Raw genomic sequence first — 26,124 nt, 5'->3', positions numbered from 1 at the left:
ACCGGCCGGAACCGGTCAGGGCGCACCCAGGGCACGGGCGAGCGCCTCGGCCTGGCTCCGGGTGAATTTCCCGGTGATCGGAGCGCTCTTGCCCGTGAGCTTTGTCATCACCGTGAAGGAGCTGACCAGCCGGTCCTCCCCCAGGACCAGCGCGATCTGGTTCTCCGGCTCCGCCTGGCCCGCGACCTTCGCGCTGAGGGCGCTGAAGGCCGCCCGGTCCTGCTCACGGAAGGTCACCCTGACCTTCCACGCACCTTCGTCCTCCACGACCTCGACGTTCTCGAAGCGCTCGACGCTCATCCCGCCGGAGTCCTTCGCCACCACACACTGGTCCCGGTTGGCGGAGGAGAAGGAACGCCCCTCCGGGGGCGGGGACTCACCCAGGGGCAGCTGCACCGACTCCTTGTCCGGGTAGCACAGTCCCTGCCGGACGCTCTCCACCTCCAGGATCCGCAGCGGCTCGACCGGCGCGCCGATCGTCCGGGCCTCCCAGGGCCGTACGACCGCGAGCAGCGCCCCCGTCACGACCACCACCGCCGCCGCGGCCGCCCACGGCAGCCGCGGGCGCCGCGCCCACGGGCCGGTCCGGGCCTCCCGGCCGTCCCCGGCCGTGGCCAGCGCGGCCGTCCGCCCGGGTGCCGGCACCGGGCCGGTCGGCGCCTCCGGGTCCACCTGGCGCCGGGCCTCCTCGACCGCCCGGAGCCGTTCCGCCCGGTGGCGTTCGATCTCCGCCGTCCACGCGGGGCTGAGCCACTCGCGGCGCGCGTCCGCGCCTCCGTCCAGCCGTGCCGAGCAGTACGCCAGGAGGTCGGCCGGGGCGGGCCGGTCCGCCGGATCCAGGGCCAGGCAGGGCAGCACCAGGGGCTCCAGCTCGCCCGGCAGCCCCGACACGTCCAGGTCGCCGGTGGCGGCCCGTACCAGCTGCTCCAGTGCCGGGCCCGCGCCGCCGTCGCGGTACGGCGCGCGGCCGACGGCGAGGTGGAACAGGGTCGCGCCCAGCGAGAACACGTCCGACGCCGTGGTCGTCGGCTCGCCGCGCGCCTGCTCGGGCGCCGCGTAGGCGACGGTGCCGAGGGCCACCTCGGTCCGGGTCACGTCATGGGCCTGCGAGATACCGAAGTCGATCACCCGGGGGCCGTCCAGCGGCAGCAGGACGTTGGACGGCTTGACGTCCCGGTGCACCAGGCCCGCCGTGTGCAGGGACACCAGCGCCTCGGCCATGCCCGCCGCGACCCAGTACAGGGCTCGCGGGGCGAGCGGCCCGCATCGTTCGACGAGGTCCTTCAGCGAGGGCGCGGGGACGTACTCGGTGGCCATCCACGGGACCTCGGCCGTGGCGTCCGCCTCCACCACACTCGCGGTGTAGACGCCCCGTACCCGCTGGGCGAGGCCCACCTCCCGGGCGAACCGCCGCCGGTCGTCCTCGCCCACGTTGAGCAGCGTCTTGACCGCCACCAGCCGCCCGCCCGGAGAGCGGGCGAGATAGATCCGCCCCATCCCGCCACTGGCGAGCTCCGCGAGCACGGTGAACGGCCCGAATCTGTACCCCGGACGCATTGGCCCCACCCCCCGGGCGCACCCTACCCGGGCGCGCCCCGCCGTACCCGGCTATCGCGCCCGTTCCACACGACGCTCGTCCCAGACGGGCTCGGGGGTCTCGCGGACCACGCCGTCCGTGCCGAAGACCAGGTACCGGTCGAAGGAGCGCGCGAACCAGCGGTCGTGCGTGACCGCCAGCACCGTCCCCTCGTACGCCTCCAGCCCCACCTGGAGGGCCTCCGCCGACTCCAGGTCCAGGTTGTCCGTCGGCTCGTCCAGCAGCAGGGCCGTCGTGCCCGCCAGCTCCAGCAGCAGGATCTGGAAGCGCGCCTGCTGACCACCCGAGAGCCGGTCGAAGACCTGGTCCCCCTGGCGCTCCAGCTCGTACCGCCGCAGGGCGGACATGGCTCCGCCCCGGTCCTTGGCGTGCTCCTTCCACAGGATGTCGACCAGCGTCCGGCCCTCCAGCTCGGGGTGGGCGTGGGTCTGGGCGAAGTGCCCGGGAACCACCCGCGCACCCAGCTTCCACGCGCCGGTGTGGGCCACGTCCTCCCCCGCCAGCAGCCGCAGGAAGTGCGACTTGCCCGACCCGTTCGAACCGAGGACGGCGACCCGCTCGCCGTAGAAGACCTCCAGCGAGAAAGGCTTCATCAGCCCCGTGAGCTCCAGGTCGGCGCACGTCACCGCCCGCAGCCCGGTGCGCCCGCCGCGCAGCCGCATCCGGATGTCCTGCTCGCGCGGCGGCTGCTGCGGCGGTCCCGCCTCCTCGAACTTGCGCAGCCGGGTCTGGGCGGCCTGGTAGCGGGAGGCCAGCCCGTCGTTGTAGGCGGCCTTGTTCTTCAGGGTGTTCACCAGCTGCTTGAGCTGCGCGTGCTTCTCGTCCCAGCGCCGCCGCAGCTCCTCGAAGCGGGCGAACCGCTCCTTGCGCGCCTGGTGGTACGTGTCGAAGCCGCCGCCGTGCACCCACACGTCCGACCCCGCCGGCCCCGGCTCCACCGCGACGATCTTCTGGGCGGCCCGTGCCAGCAGCTCCCGGTCGTGCGACACGAACAGCACGGTCTTGCGGGTCTCGGCCAGCCGCTCCTCCAGCCACCGCTTCCCCGGCACGTCCAGGTAGTTGTCCGGCTCGTCGAGGAGCAGCACCTCCTCCGGGCCGCGCAGCAGCGCCTCCAGGACGAGCCGCTTCTGCTCACCCCCGCTCAGCGTCCGCACCTCGCGGAACTGCGCCCGCTCGTACGGCACGCCCAGCGCGGCCATGGTGCACACGTCCCAGGCGGTCTCGGCCTCGTACCCCCGCGCCTCCGCCCAGTCGCTGAGCGCCTGCGCGTACCGCAGCTGCGCGGCCTCGTCGTCGACGGTCATGATCAGGTGCTCGGCCTCGTCCACCGCGGCCGCCGCCTCCCGGATCCGCGCGGGCGCGACGGACACCAGCAGGTCCCGCACGGTCCGCTCGTCCCGCACCGACCCGACGAACTGCGGCATCACCCCCAGTCCGCCCCCGACGGCGACCGTGCCCCCGTGCGGCTGCAGCTCCCCCGCGATCAGCCGCAGCAGCGTCGTCTTGCCCGCGCCGTTGGCGCCCACGAGCGCCACCACCGCGCCTTCGCCCACCCGGAACGACACGTCACCGAGGAGCACCCGCCCGTCCGGCAGGTAGTACTCCAGATGCGCGACCTCTACATGACCCATGCCGGGCATTGTCGCCGCGGACCGGGCCCGTCCCCAACCGGTTTAGGATGCGCGGCATGAGCTTTGGGGGACCGCAGTGGCCGCAGGAGCCACACCAGCAGCCGCACCAGCCGTACGGGCAGCAGCCGTACCAGCAGTCCTACGGAACCGACACCCCGGACTGGAGCGCCCTCGCCGAAGCCTCGGCCGCCCGCGCCCGCCGCAGGCGCTGGCTCCTGATCGGCGGCGGCGCACTCGCCACCGCCGCCATCGGCACGGTCATCGCGGTCGCGATCGTCTCCGCCAACAGCGGCGGCGGCGCCACCGGCGACAAGGCGGCGGGCTCCACCACCGCCCCCGAGCTGCCGAGCGACACCACCCAGCCGCAGCCCTCCTTCTCCTCGGTCGCGCCGCCGCCCCCGCCGGACCCGATGGACTTCATCTCCACGGCGCAGAAGGACAAGGCCCCGCTCACGCCCGAATCGCTCTTCCCCGGCAAGAAGCTCACGGTCGGCGACCGGGAGTACCGCAAGGGCGCCGTCGCCTCCACCACCGACTGCTCGGCCGCCGCCCAGGCCGGCCTCGGCGCGGTCCTGCGGAAGCACGGCTGCGACCGCGTCATCCGCGCCACGTACGAGCGGGACGGCGTCGCCATCACGGTCGGTGTCGCGCTCTTCGACACCAAGGGCGACGCCCTGCGGGCCAAGGAGGACGTGCAGGGCGGCGTCACCCCGCTCGCCGGGTCCGGCGTCGGCGGCTTCTGCCAGGCCAAGACCGTCTGTCTGCGCCGCGCCAACTCCCTGGGCCGGTACGCGTACTTCACCCAGGCCGGCTACACCAGCGGCAAGAAGGTCACGAAGAGTGACGAGGTCGTCTTCAAGACGAGCGACGACCTCGGCACGTTCGCCTTCAACCAGATCTACGCCCGGGGCCGCATCCAGGCCTCAGCAGCAGCCGCCGCGCCCGGCCAGTGACCGCTTGTTGCGGGCCTCCAGGTTCCTGGCGGCCAGCAGCTCGTCGGCCGGGTAGCCGACCTCCTCCAGCGTGAGCCCGTGCGGCCGCACGACATGGACGGCGGAGTCCCGCACACCGGCCGCGAGCACCTTCCCGGGCCACTCCACCGGCCGGTGCCCGTCCCCGACGAAGAGCAGCGCCCCGACGAGCGAGCGCACCATGTTGTGGCAGAAGGCGTCGGCCTTGACCGTGGCCTCCAGCACGCCGGACGGCAGCCGCTCCCAGCGCAGCTCCTGCAGCGTGCGGATGGTGGTCGCGCCGTCCCGCTTCTTGCAGTAGGCCGCGAAGTCGTGCTCCCCGGTCAGCCGCTCGGCGGCCGCGTTCATGGCGTCGACGTCCAGCGGCCAGTCGTGCCACAGCACATGCCCGCGCAGCAGCGGGTCGACGCCACCAGGGTTGTCCGTCACCCGGTACGCGTACCGGCGCCAGATGGCCGAGAACCGCGCGTTGAAGCCGCTCGGCGCCTCCTCGACCCGCCAGATCCGGACGTCGTGGCCCAGCCTCCCGGCGAGCCGCCGCAGCAGCTTGTCCCGGTGCTCTGCCCACAGCGCCTCCGGCAGGTCGACGTGTGCGACCTGGCCGCGCGCGTGCACGCCGGCGTCGGTCCGCCCGGCCACGGTCAGCTCGTGCGTCTCGGACGAACGCGTCACCGTGCGCAGGGCGTCCTCGATCTCGCCCTGCACGGTGCGCTGTCCGCCGGCCTGCTTGGCCCAGCCGTGGAAGTCCTTGCCGTCGTACGACAGGTCCAGCCGCACCCGTACGTACCCGGGCCTCACCTCATCGCTCACGCGATCCATCCTCTCAAGCCGAACGGGCCCGCCCCCCGAGAGGGGGCGGGCCCGTCCGTCAGCCTTCAGAACGCGGTTCAGGCGTCCTTCGACTCCTCGGCCGGAGCCTCGTCAGCCTTGGTCTCCTCGGCCTTGGCGGCCTCGTCGGCCTCCTTGACCGCGCGCTTCGTCGCGGCCTCGGCCTCGGCGACGGTCGCCTTCTTCGCGATCTCGCCCTCGACCAGCTCGATCACAGCCATCGGGGCGTTGTCGCCACGACGGTTGCCGATCTTGGTGATGCGGGTGTAGCCACCCGGGCGCTCGGCGTAACGCGGAGCGATCTCGGTGAAGAGCGTGTGGACGATGCCCTTGTCCGTGATCGTCTGCAGCACCAGGCGACGGTTGTGGATGTCGCCCTTCTTCGCCTTGGTGATCAGGCGCTCGGCGACCGGACGCAGGCGGCGGGCCTTGGCCTCGGTCGTGGTGATGCGGCCGTGCTCGAACAGCGACTTCGCGAGGTTCGCGAGAAGCAGCTTCTCGTGCGCGGCGCTGCCGCCCAGACGGGCACCCTTGGCGGGCTTCGGCATGGTGTTTCTCCTTGAAATCTGCACCGGCCGTATCAGGTACCGGTGTCAGGACCCCGCAGGCGGACGCCTGCGGGCAGATGTCGCATGAACCGCGCTGATCCCGGTGAGGGGATCAGCGGCGGATCAGTACTGCTCGGTCTCGACGAAGCCCGCGTCCGCGTCGTCGTCGGCGCCGAAGGCGTCGGCGGCGGCGGTCGGGTCGAATCCGGGCGGGCTGTCCTTGAGGGCCAGGCCCATGCCGGCCAGCTTCGCCTTGACCTCGTCGATCGACTTCGCACCGAAGTTGCGGATGTCGAGCAGGTCGGCCTCGGAGCGCGCCACGAGCTCACCCACGGAGTGGATGCCCTCACGCTTGAGGCAGTTGTACGAGCGGACCGTGAGCTCCAGCTCCTCGATCGGCAGCGCCAGGTCCGCGGCGAGCGCGGCGTCCGTCGGGGACGGACCCATGTCGATGCCCTCGGCGTCGATGTTGAGCTCGCGCGCCAGGCCGAAGAGCTCGACCAGGGTCTTGCCGGCGGAGGCCATGGCGTCACGCGGACGCATCGCCTGCTTGGTCTCGACGTCGACGATCAGCTTGTCGAAGTCGGTGCGCTGCTCGACTCGGGTCGCCTCGACCTTGTAGGTGACCTTGAGGACGGGCGAGTAGATGGAGTCGACCGGGATGCGGCCGATCTCCTGGCCCACCTGCTTGTTCTGGACGGCGGAGACGTAGCCGCGACCGCGCTCGACGGTCAGCTCCATCTCCAGCTTGCCCTTGCCGTTCAGGGTGGCGAGCACCAGGTCGGGGTTGTGCACCTCGACGCCGGCCGGCGGGGCGATGTCGGCGGCGGTGACCAGGCCGGGGCCCTGCTTGCGCAGGTACATCACGACCGGCTCGTCGTGCTCGCTGGACACGACCAGCTGCTTGATGTTGAGGATGAGGTCGGTGACGTCCTCCTTGACGCCCGGCACGGTGGTGAACTCGTGCAGGACACCGTCGATGCGGATCGACGTGACCGCCGCACCCGGGATCGAGGAGAGGAGCGTACGGCGCAGGGAGTTGCCGAGCGTGTAGCCGAAGCCCGGCTCCAGCGGCTCGATGACGAACCGCGAGCGGTACTCGTCGACGACCTCTTCGGTCAGCGAGGGACGCTGAGCGATAAGCATGGTGTGTTTCCTTCAGTCGTGGACGCCCGCTATTTGACGTCCTCGGATAGTGCAAGGGTACGGGCGGCACGCCCCCGAAGAGGCGTACCGCCCGGAAATCCCTGCGTGAAGCAGCCGTGCGTCAGACGCGGCGGCGCTTCGGGGGGCGGCAGCCGTTGTGCGGGGTCGGGGTGACGTCCTGGATGGAGCCGACCTCGAGACCGGTGGCCTGCAGCGAACGGATCGCCGTCTCACGACCCGAGCCCGGGCCCTTGACGAAGACGTCGACCTTGCGCATGCCGTGCTCCTGCGCGCGGCGGGCGGCCGACTCGGCGGCCATCTGCGCGGCGAAGGGGGTGGACTTGCGCGAGCCCTTGAAGCCGACGTGGCCGGCGGAGGCCCAGGAGATCACGTTGCCGGACGGGTCCGTGATCGAAACGATGGTGTTGTTGAACGTGCTCTTGATGTGCGCGTGGCCGTGAGCGACGTTCTTCTTTTCCTTGCGGCGCACCTTCTTGGCAGCGCCCTGACGTCCCTTGGGGGGCATGTCTTTAACTCCTACGGGAGGTGGTCGGTCCTACAGCGAAGACCGTGGACAGTCGTCCGCTGCGGACTACTTCTTGCCCGGCTTCTTCTTACCGGCGATGGCGCGACGCGGGCCCTTGCGGGTACGAGCGTTCGTGCTGGTGCGCTGACCGCGAACCGGCAGACCACGGCGGTGACGCAGACCCTGGTAGGTGCCGATCTCGACCTTGCGGCGGATGTCGGCCTGGATCTCGCGACGGAGGTCACCCTCGGTCTTGAGGTTGGCGTCCACGTACTCGCGGATCTTGACCAGGTCCTCCTCGGACAGGTCACGAACGCGGGTGTTCGGGTTCACACCGGTGGAGGCGAGGGTCTCCTTCGCCAGGGTGCGGCCGATGCCGAAGACGTAGGTGAGTGCGACCTCCACGCGCTTGTCGCGCGGGATGTCAACACCGGAAACGCGTGCCATTCAATGGCTCCTGTGTGTTCGGGGGTCTTCCGCAATGCCGTTCCCGGCCGCCGTACGAGGTACGTTCCGGGTCCCCGGCCCCCGCCGGAGGTACCGCCGGCCCCAGGGGCTTGGCGGGCACTGCGTATGTACGAATTTGCTCGCGTCGCGCGAAGAAACTGCGAGGTGCAGGTCGGCGTGCGTCAGCCCTGGCGCTGCTTGTGGCGCAGGTTGTCGCAGATGACCATGACCCGGCCGTGACGGCGGATCACCTTGCACTTGTCGCAGATCTTCTTGACGCTCGGCTTGACCTTCATGGGATGTGAGGTTCTCCGGGTCAGTGCCACCACCCGCGCGCGGAGCGCGCCGGTGCGGGCAAGATCTACTTGTAGCGGTAGACGATCCGGCCACGCGTCAGGTCGTACGGAGACAGCTCCACGACGACCCGGTCGTCCGGGAGGATACGGATGTAGTGCATCCGCATCTTGCCGGAGATGTGCGCGAGGACCTTGTGACCGTTCTGGAGCTCCACCTTGAACATGGCGTTCGGCAGGGACTCGATCACGGTGCCCTCAATTTCGATGGCACCTTGCTTCTTGGCCACGCTTCGCCCTTCGAATCGGCTACCTTGATCAGCTCCCGTCGCCGTGTGCGGGCACACGGGTACACGAGAGCCGACGCATCAGTCTACGTCAGGGCTTTCGAAAAGACGAATCGGGGAAGTTTGCCCACCACCGTAGATCACTACGCCAGCGGATCCGGTGCCGCCGTGACGCCCAGCTCGGCCAGTTTCGCCCGGCCGCCGTCCGGGGCGGTGAGCACGAGGGGGCCGGCCTCCGTGAGGGCGACGGAGTGCTCCCAGTGGGAGGACCAGGTGCCGTCCGTGGTGATGACGGTCCACTCGTCCTCCAGGACCTCCGTGCGCGGCGTACCGAGCGACACCATGGGCTCGATCGCCAGGCAGAAGCCGGGGACCAGCTTGGGGCCCTTGCCGCGCTTGCGGGAGACGTAGTTCAGCAGGTGCGGGTCCATGTGCATCTCGGTGCCGATGCCGTGGCCGCCGTACTCCTCGATGATCCCGTACTTGCCGCCGCCCGGCTTCGGCTGGCGGCGGATGTACGTCTCGATCGCCCGCGAGATGTCGACCAGCCGGTTGCCGTTCCGCATGGCGGCGATCCCCTGCCACATCGACTCCTCGGTGACCCGGGAGAGCTCGACCAGCTCCGGGGCGTGACCGGAACCCACGAACGCGGTGTACGCCGCGTCGCCGTGCCAGCCGTCGACGACCGCGCCGCAGTCGATCGAGATGACGTCGCCGTCCTTCAGTACCACGTCGTCGCTCGGGATGCCGTGGACGACGACCTCGTTCACGGAGGTGCAGATGGTGGCGGGGAACCCGCCGTACCCGAGGAAGTTCGACTTCGCGCCGTGCTCGGCGAGCACTTTGCGGGCCACCTCGTCCAGGTCCTTCGTCGTGGACCCGGGAACCGCCGCCTCCCGCGTCGCCGCGTGGATGGCGGCGACGACCAGCCCCGCCTCGCGCATCTTCGCGATCTGCTCGGGAGTCTTGATCTGCACCATGACGGCTGACGCCTTTCCAAACGGAGAACGGGGTGACCTCACAACGATACGGCCGTACGACACCGGCCGCGGTGCCCCTGGGGGCACCGCGGCCGGTGTACGACACGTGAGGAGGAGGCTGCTAGGCGGCCTTCTCGCCCCGCAGGGCCTCCATCGCCCGGGCGGTCACGTCGTTGACCTTGCCGAGCGCGGAGATGGTGACCACCAGGCCCTGGGCCTTGTAGTAGTCGATGATCGGCTCGGTCTGCGTGTGGTAGACCTCCAGCCGCTTGCGCACGGTCTCCTCGGAGTCGTCGTCGCGCTGGTACAGGTCGCCGCCGCAGACGTCGCAGACGCCCTCGGTCTTCGGCTGCGAGTACGTCACGTGGAAGACGTGCGCGCTGTCGTTGCGGCAGATGCGGCGGCCCGCGATCCGCTTCACGACCTCGTCCTCGGGGACCTCCAGGTCCAGCACCGCGTCCAGCTTCATGCCCGCGGCGTCGAGCATGGCGTCGAGCGCCTCGGCCTGGGCCACGTTCCGCGGGAAGCCGTCCAGCAGGAAGCCGCGCTCGGCGTCCGGCTGCTCCATGCGGTCCTTGGCCATGCCGATCGTGACCTCATCGGGGACCAGCTCGCCGGCGTCCATGTAGGACTTGGCCTTCAGGCCCAGCTCCGTGCCCTGGCTGATGTTGGCACGGAAGAGGTCGCCCGTGGAGATGTGCGGAATCGACAGGTTCCCGGCAAGGAACGCGGCCTGCGTTCCCTTCCCGGCACCGGGCGGTCCGACGAGGACGATTCGCATCAGCGGAGGAACCCTTCGTAGTTGCGCTGCTGGAGCTGGCTCTCGATCTGCTTCACGGTCTCCAGACCCACACCCACGATGATCAGGATGCTCGTCCCGCCGAACGGGAAGTTCTGGTTCGCGCCACCGAAGCCCGCCAACGCCATCGTCGGCACGAGAGCGATCAGACCCAGATACAGCGAGCCCGGCCAGGTGATCCGGTTGAGCACGTAGCTCAAGTACTCGGCAGTAGGTCGACCAGCCCGGATACCCGGGATGAAGCCACCATACTTCTTCATGTTGTCCGCGACTTCCTCGGGGTTGAACGAGATGGCCACGTAGAAGAACGCGAAGAACACGATCAACAGGAAGTACACGGTGATGTAGTACGGGTGGTCACCCTTGACGAAGTGCGCTTCGATCCAGGTCTTCCAGCCCGCGGTGGAGTTCGAGAACTGCGCGATCAGCGCCGGGATGTAGAGCAGCGACGACGCGAAGATGACGGGAATCACACCCGCCTGGTTCACCTTGAGCGGGATGTACGTGGACGTACCGCCGTAGGAACGCCGACCGATCATGCGCTTCGCGTACTGCACCGGGATGCGGCGCTGGGCCTGCTCGACGAAGACGACGAGCGCCACCATCACGAAGCCGATCAGGATGACCGTGCCGAACTCGATCCAGCCCTTGGCGAGCTTGCCGCTCTCCTTGATGGCCCACAGGGCGCCGGGGAAGCCGGCGGCGATCGAGATGAACATCAGGATCGACATGCCGTTGCCGATGCCGCGGTCGGTGATGAGCTCGCCGAGCCACATGACGACCGCCGTACCCGCGGTCATGGTGATGACCATGGTGATGGTCACGAAGATCGACTGGTCGGGGACGACCTGGTTCGCGACGGTGCAGCCGCTGAACAGGGCGCCCGTACGGGCGGTGGCCACCAGGCCCGTGCCCTGCAGGATCGCCAGCGCGACCGTCAGGTAACGGGTGTACTGCGTGATCTTCGCCTGGCCTGCCTGGCCCTCCTTCTTGAGGGCTTCCAGGCGCGGGATGACCACGGTCAGCAGCTGCAGGATGATGCTCGCCGTGATGTACGGCATGATGCCGAGCGCGAAGATCGTGATCTGCAGCAGCGCCCCGCCACTGAACATGTTCACGAGGCCGAACAGGCTGTTGTTGCCCTGTTGGGCCTGGTCCACACACATCTGGACCTTCTCGTAGCTGACCCCGGGTACGGGGACGTGCGCCCCGAGCCGGTACAGCACGACGATGCCGAGCGTGAAGAGCAGCTTCTTGCGCAGGTCGGGCGTCTTGAACGCCCGGGCGAACGCGGTGAGCACGGTGCCTCCTGCGACCCCCGCGCTATGCGTCAGAGGTGACGGTCTTGAGGATCGACGAATACGAATCAGTCAGTGGTCAGTAAAAACCGCGTGGCCAACCCTGCGGGTGGACCGCGCGGCCCGGGGCGGGGCCCCAAGTCATTACAGCAACACAGTGCACGCCACCTTACCGGCGCACATGCCCCCCTAGGAACGACCAACCGGGGATGCCCCGTTTGAGAGGCATCCCCGGTCGGATGTTCAAGCCATCGAGTCGTCTCAGACGAGCTCGGTGACGGTGCCGCCGGCGGCGGTGATCTTCTCCTTGGCGGAGCCGGAGACGGCGTCGACCGTCACCTGCAGCGCCACGGAGACCTCGCCCTGACCGAGCACCTTGACGAGCTGGTTCTTGCGAACCGCACCCTTGGCGACCAGGTCGGCGACGGTGACCTCGCCACCCTGCGGGTACAGCGCGGCCAGCTTGTCCAGGTTGACGACCTGGTACTCCGTCTTGAACGGGTTCTTGAAGCCCTTCAGCTTCGGGAGACGCATGTGGAGGGGCATCTGCCCACCCTCGAAGCGCTCCGGAACCTGGTAGCGGGCCTTCGTGCCCTTGGTACCACGACCGGCCGTCTTACCCTTCGACGCCTCACCACGACCCACACGGGTCTTGGCGGTCTTGGCGCCCGGGGCGGGACGGAGGTTGTGGACCTTCAGCGGGTTCTGCTCCGCCATGTCAGTCGACCTCCTCGACCGTCACGAGGTGGCGGACGGTGTGCACCATGCCGCGGAACTCGGGGCGGTCCTCCTTGACGACCTGCGTGTTGATGCCCTTGAGACCAAGGGAGCGCAGGGTGTCGCGGTGGTTCTGCTTGCTACCGATGTAGGACTTCGTCTGCGTGATCTTGAGGCGAGCCATTACGCACCCGCCCCGGCACGCGCACGCAGCAGAGCCGCGGGAGCGACGTCCTCGAGCGGCAGACCGCGGCGAGCCGCGATCTCCTCGGGACGCTGCAGGCCCTTGAGGGCCGCCACGGTCGCGTGCACGATGTTGATCGCGTTGTCGGAGCCGAGCGACTTCGACAGGATGTCGTGAACGCCGGCGCACTCGAGCACGGCACGCACCGGGCCACCGGCGATAACACCGGTACCGGGGGACGCCGGCTTGAGCAGGACGACGCCCGCCGCCTTCTCACCCTGGATGGGGTGCGGGATGGTGCCCTGGATACGGGGGACCTTGAAGAAGTGCTTCTTGGCCTCCTCCACACCCTTGGCGATGGCGGCCGGCACCTCCTTGGCCTTGCCGTACCCGACACCCACGGTGCCGTCACCGTCGCCCACCACGACCAGCGCGGTGAAGCTGAAGCGACGACCACCCTTCACAACCTTGGCGACGCGGTTGATCGCGACGACGCGCTCAACGTACGCGGTCTTCTCGGCGGCAGCAGCGCCGCCGTCACGGCCCTTCCGGTCCCGCCGCTCGCCGCCACCGGCACCGCTTCCGCGGCGCTGGGGTCCAGCCATTGGAATTACCTCTCTTCGTTTTCCGCTGAGCTACGGAACCGGCTCAGAACTTGAGCCCGGCTTCGCGGGCGGCGTCCGCCAGGGCGGCGATGCGCCCGGCGTACTGGTTGCCGCCACGGTCGAACACGACAGCCTCGATGCCGGCGGCCTTGGCACGCTCGGCCACGAGCTGGCCGACCTGCTTCGCCTTCGCCGACTTGTCGCCTTCGCCGCCGCGGATGGACGCGTCCAGGGTGGACGCCGACGCGAGGGTGTGACCCGCGATGTCGTCGATGACCTGAGCGGTGATGCCGCGGTTGGAGCGCGTGACGACCAGGCGCGGACGCTCGGTCGTACCCGCGATCTTCTTGCGGATGCGGATGTGGCGACGCTTCAGAGCAGCGCCCTTGTAGGCCTTGCCCTTGGCAATCTTCACGCCGTATGCCATGGCTTACTTACCAGCCTTTCCGACCTTGCGGCGGATGACCTCACCCGCGTACTTCACGCCCTTGGCCTTGTAGGGGTCGGGCTTGCGAAGCTTGCGGATGTTCGCGGCGACCTCGCCGACCTTCTGCTTGTCGATGCCCTCGACCGAGAACTTGGTCGGCGACTCGACCTTGAAGGAGATCCCCTCGGGGGCCTCCACCAGGATCGGGTGGCTGTAGCCGAGCTGGAACTCCAGGTTGGAGCCCTTCGCGGCCACGCGGTAACCGACACCGCTGATCTCGAGCGCCTTCGTGTACCCCTGGGTCACACCGGTGATCATGTTGGCCACCAGCGTGCGGGACAGGCCGTGAAGGGCCTTGTTCTGACGCTCGTCGTTCGGACGGGTGACGTTCAGAACGCCGTCCTCGCCCTTAACGATCTCGATCGGCGCGGCGACGGTGTGGGTCAGGGTGCCCTTGGAACCCTTCACCGTGACCGTGCGGCCCTCGATGGTGACGTCCACGCCGGCGGGAACCGTGATGGGGAGCTTGCCGATACGCGACATTGGCTTTTCCTCCGTTCCCGACTACCAGACGTAGGCGAGGACTTCCCCACCCACGCCCTTCTTCTGAGCCTGCTGGCCGGTCAGGAGGCCGTGGGACGTGGAGATGATCGCCACGCCCAGACCGCCGAGGACCTTCGGCAGGTTGGTGGACTTCGCGTAAACCCGCAGACCGGGCTTCGAGATCCGCTTGATGCCCGCGATGGAGCGCTCACGGTTCGGACCGAACTTCAGCTCGAGGACGAGGTTCTTGCCGACCTCGGCGTCCTCGACCTTCCAGCCCGTGATGAAGCCCTCCTGCTGGAGGATTTCCGCGATGTGAGACTTGATCTTGCTGTGCGGCATCGTCACGGTGTCGTGGTACGCCGAGTTCGCGTTCCGCAGACGCGTAAGCATGTCTGCGATCGGATCAGTCATGGTCATGAATTGGCCTTCGGCCTCTCTCGCCGGGGTTTCCTGTATGCGCCATCCCTCTCCCCGCTCATGGGCGGGACGGGTGCGGTGCGGGGACCTACGGCGTAGTAAGTCGTACGGGCGGCAGGCGCCCAACCACACAAGCCTACGACATGTGGGGAAGGGCTCCTGCCGACCAGATGCTTACCGAGAGACTCCGGTCATCCCAAGTGAGGGATTACCAGGAGCTCTTGGTCACGCCCGGCAGCTCGCCACGGTGAGCCATCTCACGGAGGCACACGCGGCACAGGCCGAACTTGCGGTAGACGGAGTGCGGACGACCGCAGCGCTGGCAGCGGGTGTACGCGCGCACGCCGAACTTGGGCTTGCGGGCAGCCTTCGCGATGAGAGCCTTCTTCGCCATCTCGCTTACGCCTCCTTGAAGGGGAAGCCGAGGTGACGGAGGAGCGCACGGCCCTCTTCGTCGTTGGTCGCCGTGGTCACCACGGTGATGTCCATACCCCGGACACGGTCGATCTTGTCCTGGTCGATCTCGTGGAACATGACCTGCTCCGTGAGACCGAAGGTGTAGTTGCCACGGCCGTCGAACTGCTTGGGGGACAGGCCGCGGAAGTCGCGGATGCGCGGGAGCGCGAGCGACAGGGTGCGGTCCAGGAACTCCCACATGCGGTCGCCACGGAGCGTGACGTGGGCACCGATCGGCTGGCCCTCACGCAGCTTGAACTGCGCGATGGACTTGCGGGCCTTGGTGACGGCCGGCTTCTGACCGGTGATCGTGGTGAGGTCGCGGATGGCGCCCTCGATCAGCTTGGAGTCGCGGGCGGCGTCGCCCACACCCATGTTGACCACGATCTTGACGAGCCCGGGCACCTGCATGACGTTCTCGTACGAGAACTCCTCGCGCAGCTTGCCCGCGATCTCCTCGCGGTACTTCGTCTTCAGACGCGGAGTGGTGGTGGTAGCCATCAGATGTCCTCACCCGTCCGCTTGGCAACGCGGATCTTGTTGCCCTCGTCGTCGAAGCGGTAGCCGACGCGGGTCACGACCTTCTTGCCGTCCTTCTCCACGACGAGCTGGACGTTGCTCACGTGGATCGGGGCCTCGGTGGTGATGATCCCGCCGGTCTGCGAACCACGGGCGGTCTGGCCGGCCTTGGTGTGCTTCTTGACCCGGTTGACACCCTCGACCAGGACGCGGTCCTCGCGCGGGAAGGCCGCGATGACCTTGCCCTGCTTGCCCTTGTCCTTGCCGGTGATGACCTGAACCAGGTCGCCCTTCTTGATCTTCATGCTTACAGCACCTCCGGCGCGAGCGAGATGATCTTCATGAACTTCTTCTCGCGCAGCTCACGGCCCACGGGGCCGAAGATACGGGTGCCGCGAGGGTCGCCGTCGTTCTTCAGAATGACGGCGGCGTTCTCGTCGAAGCGGATGTACGAGCCGTCCTGGCGGCGGCGCTCCTTGACGGTGCGAACGATGACCGCCTTGACGACGTCACCCTTCTTCACGTTGCCACCGGGGATCGCGTCCTTGACGGTGGCGACGATGACGTCACCGATGCCCGCGTAGCGGCGACCGGAACCACCGAGAACACGGATGCAAAGGATCTCCTTGGCACCAGTGTTGTCGGCGACACGCAGTCGCGACTCCTGCTGGATCACGTCTATCTCCTGATCGTCTGCCGGTTCCCGGCAGGGCCTGTGGCGGCCCTGCCGAGCCTGGCGGAACTAAGTGCTGGGGCTGTGACGCCTCAGCGGGGGGCATGCGGGACCCCTCCCGTCAGGGAGGGGACCCCGCAAAATTACTTGGCCTTCTCGAGGATCTCGACGACGCGCCAGCGCTTGGTCGCGGACAGCGGCCGGGTCTCCATGAGGAGGACGCGGTCGCCGACACCCGCGGCGTTCTGCTCGTCGTGCGCCTTGAGCTTGTTCGTACGGCGGATGACCTTGCCGTACAGCGCGTGCTTGACGCGGTCCTCGACGGCGACGACGACGGTCTTGTCCATCTTGTCGCTGACGACCAGACCCTCGCGGGTCTTGCGGAAACCGCGCTCGGTCTTTGCAGTCTCAGTCACGTTGTTCTCGCTCATCAGGCGCTCTCCACCGTCTCGATGCCCAGCTCGCGCTCACGCATCAGGGTGTAGATCCGGGCGATGTCCTTACGGACGGACTTGAGCCGACCGTGGTTCTCGAGCTGCCCGGTCGCCGCCTGGAAACGGAGGTTGAACAGCTCTTCCTTGGCCTCGCGGAGCTTGGCAACAAGCTCCTCGTTGCCCAGCTCGCGCAGCTCGGACGCCTTGGTACCGGCCGACATCACGCTTCACCTGCCTCGCGCTTGACGATCCGGCACTTCATCGGCAGCTTGTGGGCCGCGCGAGTCAGAGCCTCACGTGCGATCTTCTCGTTCGGGTAGGACAGCTCGAACATGACCCGGCCCGGGTGCACGTTCGCGACCCACCACTCCGGCGAACCCTTACCGGAACCCATGCGGGTCTCGGCCGGCTTCTTGGTCAGCGGGCGGTCCGGGTAGATGTTGATCCAGACCTTGCCGCCACGCTTGATGTGGCGGGTCATCGCGATACGAGCCGCCTCGATCTGGCGGTTGGTCACGTACGCCGGAGTCATGGCCTGGATGCCGTACTCGCCGAACGCAACCGTCGTACCACCCTTGGCCATACCGCGGCGCTTGGGGTGGTGCTGCTTGCGGTGCTTGACCCTACGGGGGATCAGCATGTCGGTCAGGCCTCCGTTCCGGTGCTCTCAGCCGGAGCGGCGGCAGCGGCCTCGGCCTTGGGGGCCTCGGCAGCGGAACCAGCCTGCTGCGGCTTGCGACCGCGACCGCCACGCTCGCCACCGCGGCCACCACGGGCCGGGCGGTCAGCGCCACCACGGGCCGGGCGGTTGCCGGCGCGGGCAGCAGCGTTCTCGGCGCGGACCTCGGCGATGTTCTTGACGTCGCCCTTGTAGATCCAGACCTTCACGCCGATGCGGCCGAAGGTCGTCTTGGCCTCGAAGAAGCCGTACTCGACGTTCGCGCGGAGCGTGTGCAGCGGCACACGGCCCTCGCGGTAGAACTCCGAGCGGGACATCTCGGCGCCGCCGAGACGGCCGCCACACTGGATCTTGATGCCCTTGGCGCCGGCCTTCATGGCGGACTGCATGCTCTTGCGCATGGCCCGGCGGAAGGAGACGCGGGAGGACAGCTGCTCGGCAACGGCCTGGGCCACGAGCTGAGCGTCGACCTCGGGGTTCTTGACCTCGAGGATGTTCAGCTGGACCTGCTTGCCCGTGAGCTTCTCGAGGTCGCCGCGGATGCGGTCGGCCTCGGCGCCACGGCGGCCGATGACGATGCCGGGACGCGCGGTGTGGATGTCCACCCGCACGCGGTCACGGGTGCGCTCGATCTCAACCTTCGAGATGCCGGCGCGCTCCATGCCGGACGTCATCATCCGACGGATGGCGACGTCTTCCTTGACGTAGTCCTTGTACAGCTTGTCGGCGTACCAACGCGACTTGAAGTCGGTGGTGATGCCGAGCCGGAACCCGTGCGGGTTTACCTTCTGGCCCATTACCGGGTTCCTTCCTTGCTGCTGACGACCACGGTGATGTGGCTGGTCCGCTTGCGGATCCGGTAGGCACGGCCCTGAGCACGCGGACGGAACCGCTTCAGGGTCGGGCCCTCGTCGACGTACGCCTCGCTGATGTACAGCGAAGAGGCGTCCGTGTGGTCGTAGTTGTGCGCGGCGTTGGCAATGGCGCTGTCCAGCACCTTGCCCACCGGCACGCTCGCGGCCTGCGGGGCGAAACGCAGGACCGCCTGAGCCTCCGTGGCGTCCATGCCACGGATGAGGTCCACCACGCGGCGGGCCTTCATGGGCGTGACGCGGATGTACCGCGCCTGGGCCCTGGCTTCCATGGTTGTCCCTTCAGTGTCTGACACGTTCGTCATGGTCTGTCACCCCGCGTTAGCGGCGCTTCGACTTCCGGTCGTCCTTGACGTGGCCGCGGAAGGTGCGAGTCGGCGAGAACTCGCCGAGCTTGTGGCCGACCATCGACTCGGTGACGAACACCGGGATGTGGGTCTTGCCGTTGTGCACCGCGATCGTGTGGCCGAGCATGGCCGGGACGATCATCGAGCGACGGGACCAGGTCTTGATGACGTTCTTGGTGCCGGCTTCGTTCTGAGAATCCACCTTCTTGATCAGGTGGTCGTCGACGAAGGGCCCCTTCTTGAGACTACGCGGCATCTAAACCCGCTCCTAGCGCTTCTTGTTCGTCTTGCGGCGGCGGACGATGTACTTGTTGCTCGCCTTCTTGGGAGAACGAGTACGACCCTCCTTCTGACCCCAGGGGGAGACCGGGTGGCGACCACCGGAGGTCTTGCCCTCACCACCACCGTGCGGGTGGTCGACCGGGTTCATGGCGACACCACGGACGGTCGGGCGAACGCCCAGCCAGCGCTTGCGGCCGGCCTTGCCCCAGTTGATGTTCGACTGCTCGGCGTTGCCGACCTCGCCGATGGTGGCGCGGCAGCGGACGTCGACCAGGCGGATCTCACCGGACGGCATGCGGAGGTGGGCCATCTGGCCCTCCTTCGCGAGCAGCTGCACGGAGGCACCGGCGGAGCGGGCGAACTTGGCGCCACCACCGGGACGGAGCTCGATCGCGTGGATCGTGGTACCGACCGGGATGTTGCGCAGGGCCAGGTTGTTGCCCGGCTTGATGTCGGCGCCGGGGCCGTTCTCGACCCGGTCGCCCTGGTTCAGGCCACGCGGAGCGATGATGTAGCGCTTCTCGCCGTCCACGTAGTGGAGCAGCGCGATGCGCGCGGTGCGGTTGGGGTCGTACTCGATGTGAGCGACCTTGGCCGGCACGCCGTCCTTGTCGTGACGACGGAAGTCGATCACGCGGTAGGCGCGCTTGTGGCCACCGCCCTGGTGACGGACGGTCACACGACCGGTGTTGTTACGGCCGCCCTTGCTGTGCAGGGGGCGGACCAGCGACTTCTCCGGCGTGGACCGCGTGATCTCGACAAAGTCGGCGACGCTGGACCCACGACGGCCCGGAGTCGTCGGCTTGTACTTGCGGATACCCATTTCTCAGTCCTCGTCCGATATTCGGACGATCCAGACCGCCGTCAGGCGGTCGGACCGCCGAAGATGTCGATACGGTTGCCCTCAGCAAGGGTCACGATGGCGCGCTTGGTGTTGGCGCGCTTACCGAAACCGGTGCGGGTGCGCTTGCGCTTGCCCTGACGGTTGATCGTGTTCACCGACGCGACCTTGACCGAGAAGACCGTCTCGACGGCCTGCTTGATCTGGGTCTTGTTGGCGCTCGGCGCCACGATGAACGTGTACTTGTTCTCGTCGAGCAGCGCGTAGCTCTTCTCGGAGACAACCGGCTTGACGAGAATGTCGCGCGGGTCGGAGAAGGTCTTGCTGGTGATCTCGGCCATCAGGCCTCGCTCCCCTCGTTGTCAGCGGCCTTGGGGCCAGACACGAAGGACTCGAAGGCGGCCTTGGTGAAGACCACGTCGTCGGAGACGAGCACGTCGTACGTGTTCAGCTGGCCCGGCTCCAGGATGTGCACCTGGGGCAGGTTGCGGGCGGACAGCCACGCGGCCTCGTCGGAGCGCTCGGCGACCAGGAGCAGGTTCTTGCGCTCCGAGATCTTGCCGAACAGCGTCTTGGCGGCCTTGGTGGACACCGCGCCCTCGACCACGCCGGAGACGACGTGGATGCGGGAGTGACGCGCCCGGTCCGAGAGGGCACCGCGCAGGGCGGCGGCCTTCATCTTCTTCGGGGTGCGCTGCGAGTAGTCACGCGGCACGGGGCCGTGGACGACGCCACCGCCGGCGAACTGCGGCGCACGGGTCGAGCCCTGACGGGCGCGGCCGGTGCCCTTCTGGCGGTACGGCTTCTTGCCGCCACCGCGGACTTCGCCACGAGTCTTGGTCTTGTGCGTGCCCTGGCGGGCAGCGGCCAGCTGCGCGACGACGACCTGGTGGATCAGCGGAACGCTGGTCTTCGCGTCGAAGATCTCCGCGGGGAGCTCGACGGTCCCGGCCTTGTCGCCTGCCGGCGAAAGGATGTCAATGGTGCTCATCGGTTACCTCAGGCCCCCTTGGCCGCGGTACGGACCAGGACGAGGCCGCCGTTCGGACCAGGAACCGCACCCTTGATCAGGAGCAGGCCCTTCTCCGCGTCAACGGCGTGGACGGTCAGGTTCTGGGTGGTGACCCGCTCGTTGCCCATGCGGCCCGCCATGCGGAGGCCCTTGAACACACGGCCCGGGGTGGCGCAGCCACCGATGGAACCGGGCGAGCGGTGCTTGCGCTGGGTACCGTGTCCGGCGCCCAGGCCACGGAAGTTGTGGCGCTTCATGACACCGGCGAAGCCCTTGCCCTTGCTCTTGCCGGTGACGTCGACCTTGATGCCCGCCTCGAAGACCTCAGCGGTGATCTCCTGGCCGAGCGTGTACTCGGAGGCGTCAGCGGTGCGGATCTCCACCAGGTGGCGGCGCGGGGTGACGTCGGCCTTGGCGAAGTGACCCTTGAGGGGCTTGTTCACCTTGCGCGGGTCGATCTCGCCGAAGGCGATCTGGACCGACTCGTAGCCGTCGGTGTCGTTGGTGCGGACCTGGGTGACGACACAGGGCCCGGCCTTGACGACGGTCACCGGGACGACCCGGTTGTTCTCGTCCCAGACCTGGGTCATGCCGAGCTTCTCGCCCAGGACGCCCTTAATGTTCTTAGCCATCTCGCGCGTCACCTCAGAGCTTGATCTCGATGTCGACGCCGGCCGGCAGGTCGAGACGCATCAGCGAGTCAACCGTCTTCGGCGTGGGGTCGAGGATGTCGATGAGGCGCTTGTGCGTGCGCATCTCGAAGTGCTCGCGCGAGTCCTTGTACTTGTGCGGCGACTTGATGACGCAGTACACGTTCTTCTCAGTGGGCAGCGGCACCGGGCCCGCGACCGACGCACCGGTACGGGTCACCGTCTCGACGATCTTCTTCGCCGAGGAGTCGATGACCTCGTGGTCGTAGGCCTTGAGCCGGATGCGGATCTTCTGTCCCGCCATGGCTACTCAGTAGTCCTGTCTCTCGTAACGCTCTGGTACCTGGTGGGTACGCGTTCTTTTCTCCGACCCACGCGGTCGGGCGTGTCGCAACCCCTCTACGCAGATCTCCCGAAGGATTTCCCAACCAAGGGGGTGCGGGCCCGAGGACCGCGCTGTGCTCAGTGAAGAGCGTCGGGGGCAGAACACCCACCGGGTGCCTGGTCGGCGCCCCGCTGACGCTTCCCGGAAGATTCCCGTACGTCCGCCCCTGATCAGGGGCGACGAGTACTGTGGGACTCGCTTCCGGTCCTCCCGGCGGGAGGCGCGCAGCATCGGCACTCAACCGAGCAACCCGGACAGTCTGCCACACGGGCCCATGCCGACGCCAATCGAGCCGAAGAGATTACCCCGCGGGGTTCGGCTGTCAAACCACGGCACGCGCGCAACGGCTCCGGGCTGCGGTGCGGCCGGCCTGGCGCGCGGCCCGCGGCCGGTGGTGCGGCGACCGGGTGACGCGTGGCCGGCCGAGGCCGCGCAACGCTCCGCCACGGCAGCCCGGGCCGGTTTCCGGGGCCGGTGCTCGTGCCTCGTCTGTGCCGTGCCCGCGCCGGCACCGCCGCTCCTGATCCCGTCGCCGGGGGTGGCGTCTAAGATCGTCGGCCGTGCCGGGCGGGGCTGCCGCCCGCGAGCCGATCATTGGGGGAAATGTGCGCAGGACAGTCACCAGGACAGCCACGGCGACGGCGTTCGTGCTGGCCACGGCCTTGCTGACGGGCTGCGGCGGAGCCGCCGAAGAGGGCGGGGACGGCGGCAAGAGCGCGGGCCGGGAACCGTCCGCCGGGTCGTCGCAGCAGGGGAAGCCGGACACCTCCGGCTCCGCGGGCGAGGGCGCCTCGCACGAGGTGACCATCGAGGTGCGGGGCGAGGGCCGGACGATGGTCATGTGGACCCTCGACGAGTCGAAGACGGAGACGGTGACCCTGCCCTGGAAGCGGACGGCCACCATCGCGCCGCGGGGCGCGGAGAAGGAGGTCGGCCGTCTCGTGATCGTCACGCCGGGCACCGTCCAGGGTGAGGACGGCATGCTGACGGCCGCGTCGTGCACGATCACCGTGGACGGCAAGAAGGTCGCGGACAACGGCGAGGGGAAGATCGCGAAGCCCTGCGCGTACAAGCTGAAGTAGCGGCGACGCCCGTACGTACGCCCCGCACGCCCCGCACCCGGTCCGCCCGGGTGCGGGGCTTCGTCGTGTCCCGTCGCAACGACGGATGTCCTCGGCGGAGGCGCCCCGCCGGAAGCCCACCCGTTCGGCGCATGATTCCGCGTGGCCCGTCGCGTGGCCGGCCGTTCCGGCCCGTCGGTGACCGTACTTTCCTCTCATCGGAGAAGAAGAAAGGGCCATGCGGTCCACCCCGGCCCCCCATGGCCACCGGCCCTTCCGGCAGGACCGCTACCGGGGGCCCGGGGGCCCGCTAGGTCGGCCGGCAGGGAGCCGCCGTGCACGTCGCGGCCCGGTGGTGACCCGGACGCTCTTCCGGAAGGACACGCGCATGGAACGGCCGCACCCCCTCGCTGCGGACGGCGCAGCGGCGACCCGGCCCCGGACCCGGCCGCCCTGGACGGTGGGCGCGCTGATCGCCATCGGCCTGCTCCTGACCGGCGCCGCTCTGCTCCGGCCGGGCGGGCTCTTCTCCGGTCCCCCTGCCCACGACCAGGCCGCCGCCCGCCACCGGCAGGTGGGCGACGCGTACGCAGGACCGGCGTTCGGCCAGGACGGAAAGCTGTTCGCCCCGCGCCCGGTGCGGCGCGACGAGGCCATCGGCGTCCGGCTGCGCACGCAGGGCGGCTCCGGCGCCCCGCTCGCCTCCGAGTGGGTGGACCTCACCGCCCGGGACAGCGGGACGAACACGGGCGGTCCGGTGTCCGGCCAGGCCCACCCGGACGTGATCCGCCGGGCCTGGGACACCTACGTCAACGCGCACACCGTGCGGAACGTGCCGACGCGGGGGCCGCTCGGGCGGCTGTCCGAGGCCTACCTCAAGCGCGCCGTCCTGCAGCGGATCGGCCGTGTGTGGCAGGGCCGCCGGATCGTCGCCCTCCAGGTGTCCGGGCGCTGCACGGCCGGGCCGGCGCCGTCCCGGAACGGCCGGGGCACCACCACCTGCCGCACGCTGCCGTGGTGGCCGGTCACCGACGAGGACCACAGGGCACTGGGGCTCGATCACCGCCCCGGCCGGTGAGGCCCGCGAACCCACCCGGCCCGCCCGGGTGATCACTCGTACATCCGAGGCCCGCAAGGAAGCCTTCTACACGTCAGCCATCTCCGAGGAGATCAGGGACGCAGGCCGGGCAGAGGGGCGCGCCGAGGACATCCTGCTCGTACTCGAGCAGCGCGGCCTCGACGTTCCCGACGATGTACGTGCGCGCATCACCGGCTGCCACGCCCGAGATCCTGCGTGAGTGGCTCATCCGCGCCATCAGCGGCCCTTCGGCCGCCGACGTCTTCCGCGACGAGTGGCGAGGGGGCACGCGGCGCAGCGGCACCTCAGCCCTCGACGATGTGCGCGATGCCGTCCAGGAGGGCCCGCAGGCCGAGGCGGAAGAGGGCGTCCAGGTCGAGGTCGTAGTCGCCGTTCGGGAAGCCGGTGAGGGTACGGGTGACCGCGGGGTAGCGGCCGGAGGCGACGATCGTGCGCAGGGAGGCCTCCTGGCGCGCCATCCACTCCTCGTCCGTGAGGCCGGTCGCCGCCTGGGCCTGGAGTTCGCGTTCCAGGTGGACGGCGAGGCCCTGGACGTGGCTGTAGATCAACAGGTGCACGTCGAACATGGTGGTGGCGTCGAGACCGTGGCCCTCCAGGGCGCTGAGCAGCCACTCCCCGTGGGCCATCAGGTTCGGCAGGACCAGCGGGCGGCCCAGTGGCCCGATGTGGGCGATCCAGGGGTGGCGGCGGCAGACCTGCCACAGGGCCTCGGCGCCCATCTCCAGGCGGGCGCGCCAGCCGGCGGGCGGCACGGCGGGGTGAACGGCCTCGCCGTACGCGGTGTCGGCCATCAGCGCGATGAGGTCGTCCTTGCTGCTGACATACCGGTACGGCGACATCGCCGCCACGCCGAGCCGGGCCGCGACACCGCGCATGGAGAGCGCGGCGAGGCCCTCGGCGTCCGCGATCTCGATGGCGGCGCGGACGATCCGCTCCTGCGAGAGCTCCTGGTCCCGGACGGGGGAACCGGCGGGGGGCCGCGCCGCGGCCGTAGGGGACGGCGACGGCCGCGGGAGCTGCGGGGGCCGGGCGACGACCGTGCCGATGCGCGGCCTCGCCTCGACGGCACCCTCCAGCCGCAGTGTCGTGAGCGCCTTGGTCGCCGTGGCGAGCGCGACGCCCCAGTCCTGGGCCAGGCGGCGCGTCGAGGGGACCCGGTCGCCCGGAGCCAGCTCGCCGGTGGCGATCCGGCGTCGGATGTCGGCCGCGATGCGCAGGTACGGCGGCTCGGACAGCTCGGTCATGCGCCGGTCCTCCGGAGTTTTTTTCGGGCTGCTGTACGGCTGTACTAGCGCAGACCGTACCAGCGGCGACACCTCACCAGAGCCCCGGTGAACTAGTACAGGTCCAGGAAAACACCTGTTGGCACGGGTGCGCGTACGCCGTACATTCAGCGGCGTACACCGTATCGAGGGGGCAGGACATGAAGACCGTACTGATTTCGGGCGGCGGTATCGCCGGTGCCGCACTCGCCCTGCTGCTGCGCCGCAGCGGCTTGGCGCCGGTCGTCGTCGAGCGCGCGCCCGGCGTGCGCGCCGGTGGGCAGGCCGTCGACATCCGGGGCGCCGCTTTGGACGTCATGGACCGGATGGGGCTGCTGCCGCAAGCGCGGCGGATGCGCACACGGATACGCGGCATGTCGATGCTCGACGCCGACGGCCGGGAGATCGAGCGGTCGACCGAGTACGCGCTGAGCAGCGGTCGCCTCGACAGCGACGACATCGAGCTGCTGCGCGAGGACCTGGTCCGGTTGCTGCACGAGCACACGCGCGACGACCCGGCCGTCGAGTACGTCTTCGGGGACACCATCACCTCGATGCACGAGCACGAGGGCGGCGTACGGGTCGGCTTCGCGCACGGTCCCGCGCGGGACGTCGACGTCGTCGTGGGCGCCGACGGACAGCACTCGGCGGTCCGCCGGCTGGCTTTCGGACCCGCTCACGACGTCACTCGCCACCTGGGCAGCTACCTGTCCGTCTTCAGCGCGGACAACTTCCTCGGCCTCGAGGACTGGCAGGTCTGGCTCCGGGACGGGGACGCCGGCTTCGGCATCATGCCGGTGCGCGACAACGCCGAACTGCGGATCGCCTTCGGTTTCGAGTCCGCGCCGCTGGACGGCGACCACCGGGACACCGACTGGCTGCGGCGGCTCGTCGTCGACCGCCTCGCCGCCCTGCGCTGGGAGTCGGACCGCCTGGTGAAGGCCGCGCTGGAGGCACCCGACTTCTACTGCGACGCCCTGGCGCAGATCCGGATGGACCACTGGTCGCGAGGCCGGGCGGTCCTGCTCGGCGACGCGGGCTACTGCGCGTCGCCGCTGTCCGGGCAGGGCACGAGCCTCGCGCTGGTCGGCGCGTACGTCCTGGCGGACGCCCTCACCGGGGCGCCCGGGGACCACCGCGCGGCCTTCGCCGCCTACGAGACCCGCATGCGTCCGTTCGTCGAGGCGAACCAGGCGCTCGCGACGGAGAACCCGGGCGGCCCGGCCTCGGAGGAGTCGATGACGCGGGCCAAGAACGCGATCACCCTGCCGGGCGCGGCGCGCTGACCATGCTGCCGGCCGTGGC

General features: G+C 69.2%; 39 protein-coding genes. 4 read left to right on the top strand and 35 right to left on the bottom strand.

Annotated features, from left to right (window positions below):
* Window positions 1–15: 15 nt before the first annotated feature.
* Window positions 16–1,557, bottom strand: coding sequence for a serine/threonine-protein kinase (locus tag IH00_RS44215; RefSeq protein WP_052411584.1), 1,542 nt, complete (start codon window positions 1,555–1,557; stop codon window positions 16–18).
* Between the two features lie 51 nt (window positions 1,558–1,608).
* Entirely contained in the window at window positions 1,609–3,228 is a 1,620-nt protein-coding gene (locus tag IH00_RS0123390) for an ABC-F family ATP-binding cassette domain-containing protein (RefSeq protein WP_031076699.1), read from the bottom strand.
* Between the two features lie 56 nt (window positions 3,229–3,284).
* On the opposite strand from IH00_RS0123390, the gene IH00_RS0123385 reads away from it, so the two are divergent.
* Window positions 3,285–4,181 carry a hypothetical protein gene (locus IH00_RS0123385; protein WP_031076697.1) on the top strand — a complete coding sequence of 299 codons (897 nt, stop codon included), beginning with the start codon at window positions 3,285–3,287 and terminating at the stop codon, window positions 4,179–4,181.
* Here the strand turns inward: IH00_RS0123385 and truA are convergent.
* The 31 genes from truA to rpsJ all read right to left on the bottom strand — a co-directional run bounded on the left by truA (window position 4,152) and on the right by rpsJ (window position 21,316).
* Window positions 4,152–5,009 carry a tRNA pseudouridine(38-40) synthase TruA gene (gene truA / locus IH00_RS0123380; RefSeq protein WP_031076695.1) on the bottom strand — a complete coding sequence of 286 codons (858 nt, stop codon included), beginning with the start codon at window positions 5,007–5,009 and terminating at the stop codon, window positions 4,152–4,154. The genes IH00_RS0123385 and truA overlap by 30 nt on opposite strands.
* 77 nt (window positions 5,010–5,086) lie before the next feature.
* Window positions 5,087–5,575, bottom strand: coding sequence for a 50S ribosomal protein L17 (rplQ, locus tag IH00_RS0123375; RefSeq protein WP_031076693.1), 489 nt, complete (start codon window positions 5,573–5,575; stop codon window positions 5,087–5,089).
* 123 nt (window positions 5,576–5,698) lie between these two features.
* Window positions 5,699–6,721, bottom strand: coding sequence for a DNA-directed RNA polymerase subunit alpha (locus tag IH00_RS0123370; RefSeq protein ID WP_003956430.1), 1,023 nt, complete (start codon window positions 6,719–6,721; stop codon window positions 5,699–5,701).
* Window positions 6,722–6,842: 121 nt separating this feature from the next.
* A complete protein-coding gene (rpsK, locus tag IH00_RS0123365; RefSeq protein ID WP_003956432.1) occupies window positions 6,843–7,247 on the bottom strand; it encodes a 30S ribosomal protein S11 in 405 nt (134 codons plus the stop codon).
* Between the two features lie 66 nt (window positions 7,248–7,313).
* Window positions 7,314–7,694, bottom strand: a complete 381-nt coding sequence (rpsM, locus tag IH00_RS0123360) for a 30S ribosomal protein S13 (protein WP_031076692.1) — start codon at window positions 7,692–7,694, stop codon at window positions 7,314–7,316.
* A 182-nt stretch (window positions 7,695–7,876) separates the two neighbouring features.
* A complete protein-coding gene (gene rpmJ / locus IH00_RS0123355) occupies window positions 7,877–7,990 on the bottom strand; it encodes a 50S ribosomal protein L36 (protein ID WP_003956441.1) in 114 nt (37 codons plus the stop codon).
* A gap of 65 nt (window positions 7,991–8,055) precedes the next feature.
* Window positions 8,056–8,277 carry a translation initiation factor IF-1 gene (gene infA, locus IH00_RS0123350; RefSeq protein ID WP_003956442.1) on the bottom strand — a complete coding sequence of 74 codons (222 nt, stop codon included), beginning with the start codon at window positions 8,275–8,277 and terminating at the stop codon, window positions 8,056–8,058.
* 140 nt (window positions 8,278–8,417) lie between these two features.
* Complete coding sequence (map, locus tag IH00_RS0123345) at window positions 8,418–9,254, bottom strand: type I methionyl aminopeptidase (protein ID WP_031076690.1); 837 nt, start codon at window positions 9,252–9,254, stop codon at window positions 8,418–8,420.
* 121 nt (window positions 9,255–9,375) lie between these two features.
* On the bottom strand, window positions 9,376–10,035 hold the full coding sequence (locus IH00_RS0123340; protein ID WP_031076688.1) for an adenylate kinase: 660 nt from the start codon (window positions 10,033–10,035) through the stop codon (window positions 9,376–9,378).
* The gene (secY, locus tag IH00_RS0123335) at window positions 10,035–11,354 is read right to left on the bottom strand and encodes a preprotein translocase subunit SecY (RefSeq protein WP_031076686.1); all 1,320 of its coding nucleotides are present in this window, start codon (window positions 11,352–11,354) and stop codon (window positions 10,035–10,037) included. The genes IH00_RS0123340 and secY overlap by 1 nt, the downstream gene beginning before the upstream one ends.
* A 258-nt stretch (window positions 11,355–11,612) precedes the next feature.
* Window positions 11,613–12,068, bottom strand: a complete 456-nt coding sequence (gene rplO / locus IH00_RS0123330) for a 50S ribosomal protein L15 (protein WP_031076683.1) — start codon at window positions 12,066–12,068, stop codon at window positions 11,613–11,615.
* A gap of 1 nt (window position 12,069) precedes the next feature.
* The gene (gene rpmD / locus IH00_RS0123325) at window positions 12,070–12,252 is read right to left on the bottom strand and encodes a 50S ribosomal protein L30 (RefSeq protein WP_010473936.1); all 183 of its coding nucleotides are present in this window, start codon (window positions 12,250–12,252) and stop codon (window positions 12,070–12,072) included.
* The gene (gene rpsE / locus IH00_RS0123320) at window positions 12,252–12,857 is read right to left on the bottom strand and encodes a 30S ribosomal protein S5 (protein ID WP_005313527.1); all 606 of its coding nucleotides are present in this window, start codon (window positions 12,855–12,857) and stop codon (window positions 12,252–12,254) included. The genes rpmD and rpsE overlap by 1 nt, the downstream gene beginning before the upstream one ends.
* Window positions 12,858–12,900: 43 nt before the next feature.
* On the bottom strand, window positions 12,901–13,284 hold the full coding sequence (gene rplR, locus IH00_RS0123315; RefSeq protein ID WP_031076680.1) for a 50S ribosomal protein L18: 384 nt from the start codon (window positions 13,282–13,284) through the stop codon (window positions 12,901–12,903).
* Window positions 13,285–13,287: 3 nt separating this feature from the next.
* Entirely contained in the window at window positions 13,288–13,827 is a 540-nt protein-coding gene (rplF, locus tag IH00_RS0123310) for a 50S ribosomal protein L6 (RefSeq protein ID WP_031076678.1), read from the bottom strand.
* Window positions 13,828–13,848: 21 nt separating this feature from the next.
* Window positions 13,849–14,247, bottom strand: coding sequence for a 30S ribosomal protein S8 (gene rpsH / locus IH00_RS0123305; RefSeq protein WP_031076677.1), 399 nt, complete (start codon window positions 14,245–14,247; stop codon window positions 13,849–13,851).
* Between the two features lie 208 nt (window positions 14,248–14,455).
* Window positions 14,456–14,641 (bottom strand): type Z 30S ribosomal protein S14, encoded by a 186-nt coding sequence (locus IH00_RS0123300; protein ID WP_003956452.1) that lies wholly within the window; start codon window positions 14,639–14,641, stop codon window positions 14,456–14,458.
* Window positions 14,642–14,646: 5 nt separating this feature from the next.
* Entirely contained in the window at window positions 14,647–15,204 is a 558-nt protein-coding gene (rplE, locus tag IH00_RS0123295; RefSeq protein ID WP_004984522.1) for a 50S ribosomal protein L5, read from the bottom strand.
* Entirely contained in the window at window positions 15,204–15,527 is a 324-nt protein-coding gene (gene rplX / locus IH00_RS0123290) for a 50S ribosomal protein L24 (protein ID WP_031076675.1), read from the bottom strand. Before rplX ends, rplE begins: the two co-directional genes overlap by 1 nt.
* A gap of 2 nt (window positions 15,528–15,529) precedes the next feature.
* On the bottom strand, window positions 15,530–15,898 hold the full coding sequence (gene rplN, locus IH00_RS0123285; protein WP_003956455.1) for a 50S ribosomal protein L14: 369 nt from the start codon (window positions 15,896–15,898) through the stop codon (window positions 15,530–15,532).
* 140 nt (window positions 15,899–16,038) lie between these two features.
* Window positions 16,039–16,326, bottom strand: coding sequence for a 30S ribosomal protein S17 (gene rpsQ / locus IH00_RS0123280; RefSeq protein ID WP_031076673.1), 288 nt, complete (start codon window positions 16,324–16,326; stop codon window positions 16,039–16,041).
* Window positions 16,326–16,550 (bottom strand): 50S ribosomal protein L29, encoded by a 225-nt coding sequence (gene rpmC, locus IH00_RS0123275; RefSeq protein ID WP_031076670.1) that lies wholly within the window; start codon window positions 16,548–16,550, stop codon window positions 16,326–16,328. The genes rpsQ and rpmC overlap by 1 nt, the downstream gene beginning before the upstream one ends.
* Window positions 16,550–16,969 carry a 50S ribosomal protein L16 gene (gene rplP / locus IH00_RS0123270; RefSeq protein WP_005313579.1) on the bottom strand — a complete coding sequence of 140 codons (420 nt, stop codon included), beginning with the start codon at window positions 16,967–16,969 and terminating at the stop codon, window positions 16,550–16,552. Before rplP ends, rpmC begins: the two co-directional genes overlap by 1 nt.
* A gap of 5 nt (window positions 16,970–16,974) precedes the next feature.
* Window positions 16,975–17,805, bottom strand: coding sequence for a 30S ribosomal protein S3 (rpsC, locus tag IH00_RS0123265; protein ID WP_031076668.1), 831 nt, complete (start codon window positions 17,803–17,805; stop codon window positions 16,975–16,977).
* A complete protein-coding gene (rplV, locus tag IH00_RS0123260) occupies window positions 17,805–18,152 on the bottom strand; it encodes a 50S ribosomal protein L22 (RefSeq protein ID WP_030685471.1) in 348 nt (115 codons plus the stop codon). Before rplV ends, rpsC begins: the two co-directional genes overlap by 1 nt.
* A 49-nt stretch (window positions 18,153–18,201) precedes the next feature.
* Window positions 18,202–18,483, bottom strand: a complete 282-nt coding sequence (gene rpsS, locus IH00_RS0123255) for a 30S ribosomal protein S19 (protein WP_031076666.1) — start codon at window positions 18,481–18,483, stop codon at window positions 18,202–18,204.
* 12 nt (window positions 18,484–18,495) lie between these two features.
* A complete protein-coding gene (gene rplB, locus IH00_RS0123250) occupies window positions 18,496–19,332 on the bottom strand; it encodes a 50S ribosomal protein L2 (RefSeq protein ID WP_018847502.1) in 837 nt (278 codons plus the stop codon).
* Window positions 19,333–19,373: 41 nt separating this feature from the next.
* Window positions 19,374–19,691 carry a 50S ribosomal protein L23 gene (gene rplW / locus IH00_RS0123245; protein ID WP_031076664.1) on the bottom strand — a complete coding sequence of 106 codons (318 nt, stop codon included), beginning with the start codon at window positions 19,689–19,691 and terminating at the stop codon, window positions 19,374–19,376.
* Window positions 19,691–20,341 (bottom strand): 50S ribosomal protein L4, encoded by a 651-nt coding sequence (rplD, locus tag IH00_RS0123240; RefSeq protein ID WP_031076661.1) that lies wholly within the window; start codon window positions 20,339–20,341, stop codon window positions 19,691–19,693. The genes rplW and rplD overlap by 1 nt, the downstream gene beginning before the upstream one ends.
* 8 nt (window positions 20,342–20,349) lie before the next feature.
* Window positions 20,350–20,994: a 50S ribosomal protein L3 gene (gene rplC / locus IH00_RS0123235; protein ID WP_031076660.1), complete on the bottom strand. Its 645-nt coding sequence runs from the start codon at window positions 20,992–20,994 to the stop codon at window positions 20,350–20,352.
* Between the two features lie 13 nt (window positions 20,995–21,007).
* On the bottom strand, window positions 21,008–21,316 hold the full coding sequence (gene rpsJ / locus IH00_RS0123230) for a 30S ribosomal protein S10 (RefSeq protein WP_003948644.1): 309 nt from the start codon (window positions 21,314–21,316) through the stop codon (window positions 21,008–21,010).
* A gap of 686 nt (window positions 21,317–22,002) precedes the next feature.
* On the opposite strand from rpsJ, the gene IH00_RS0123225 reads away from it, so the two are divergent.
* Window positions 22,003–22,479, top strand: a complete 477-nt coding sequence (locus IH00_RS0123225; RefSeq protein WP_031076659.1) for a hypothetical protein — start codon at window positions 22,003–22,005, stop codon at window positions 22,477–22,479.
* 367 nt (window positions 22,480–22,846) lie between these two features.
* Window positions 22,847–23,536, top strand: a complete 690-nt coding sequence (locus IH00_RS0123220; RefSeq protein WP_158827897.1) for a DUF5819 family protein — start codon at window positions 22,847–22,849, stop codon at window positions 23,534–23,536.
* A gap of 73 nt (window positions 23,537–23,609) precedes the next feature.
* Here IH00_RS0123220 and IH00_RS45085 read toward each other — a convergent pair whose 3' ends face one another.
* Both IH00_RS45085 and IH00_RS0123210 read right to left on the bottom strand, forming a co-directional pair.
* Window positions 23,610–23,738, bottom strand: a complete 129-nt coding sequence (locus IH00_RS45085) for a hypothetical protein (protein WP_267882591.1) — start codon at window positions 23,736–23,738, stop codon at window positions 23,610–23,612.
* A 103-nt stretch (window positions 23,739–23,841) separates the two neighbouring features.
* The gene (locus IH00_RS0123210) at window positions 23,842–24,801 is read right to left on the bottom strand and encodes a TetR/AcrR family transcriptional regulator C-terminal domain-containing protein (protein ID WP_031076655.1); all 960 of its coding nucleotides are present in this window, start codon (window positions 24,799–24,801) and stop codon (window positions 23,842–23,844) included.
* Between the two features lie 179 nt (window positions 24,802–24,980).
* On the opposite strand from IH00_RS0123210, the gene IH00_RS0123205 reads away from it, so the two are divergent.
* Window positions 24,981–26,105, top strand: a complete 1,125-nt coding sequence (locus tag IH00_RS0123205; protein WP_031076653.1) for an FAD-dependent monooxygenase — start codon at window positions 24,981–24,983, stop codon at window positions 26,103–26,105.
* Window positions 26,106–26,124: the final 19 nt, after the last annotated feature.

The sequence above is a fragment of the Streptomyces sp. NRRL S-118 genome (assembly GCF_000716335.1).
In the GTDB taxonomy this organism is placed as follows: domain Bacteria; phylum Actinomycetota; class Actinomycetes; order Streptomycetales; family Streptomycetaceae; genus Streptomyces.
Note: the sequence above shows the minus strand (reverse complement) of the source record. Positions and strands in the feature narration are given on the sequence as shown.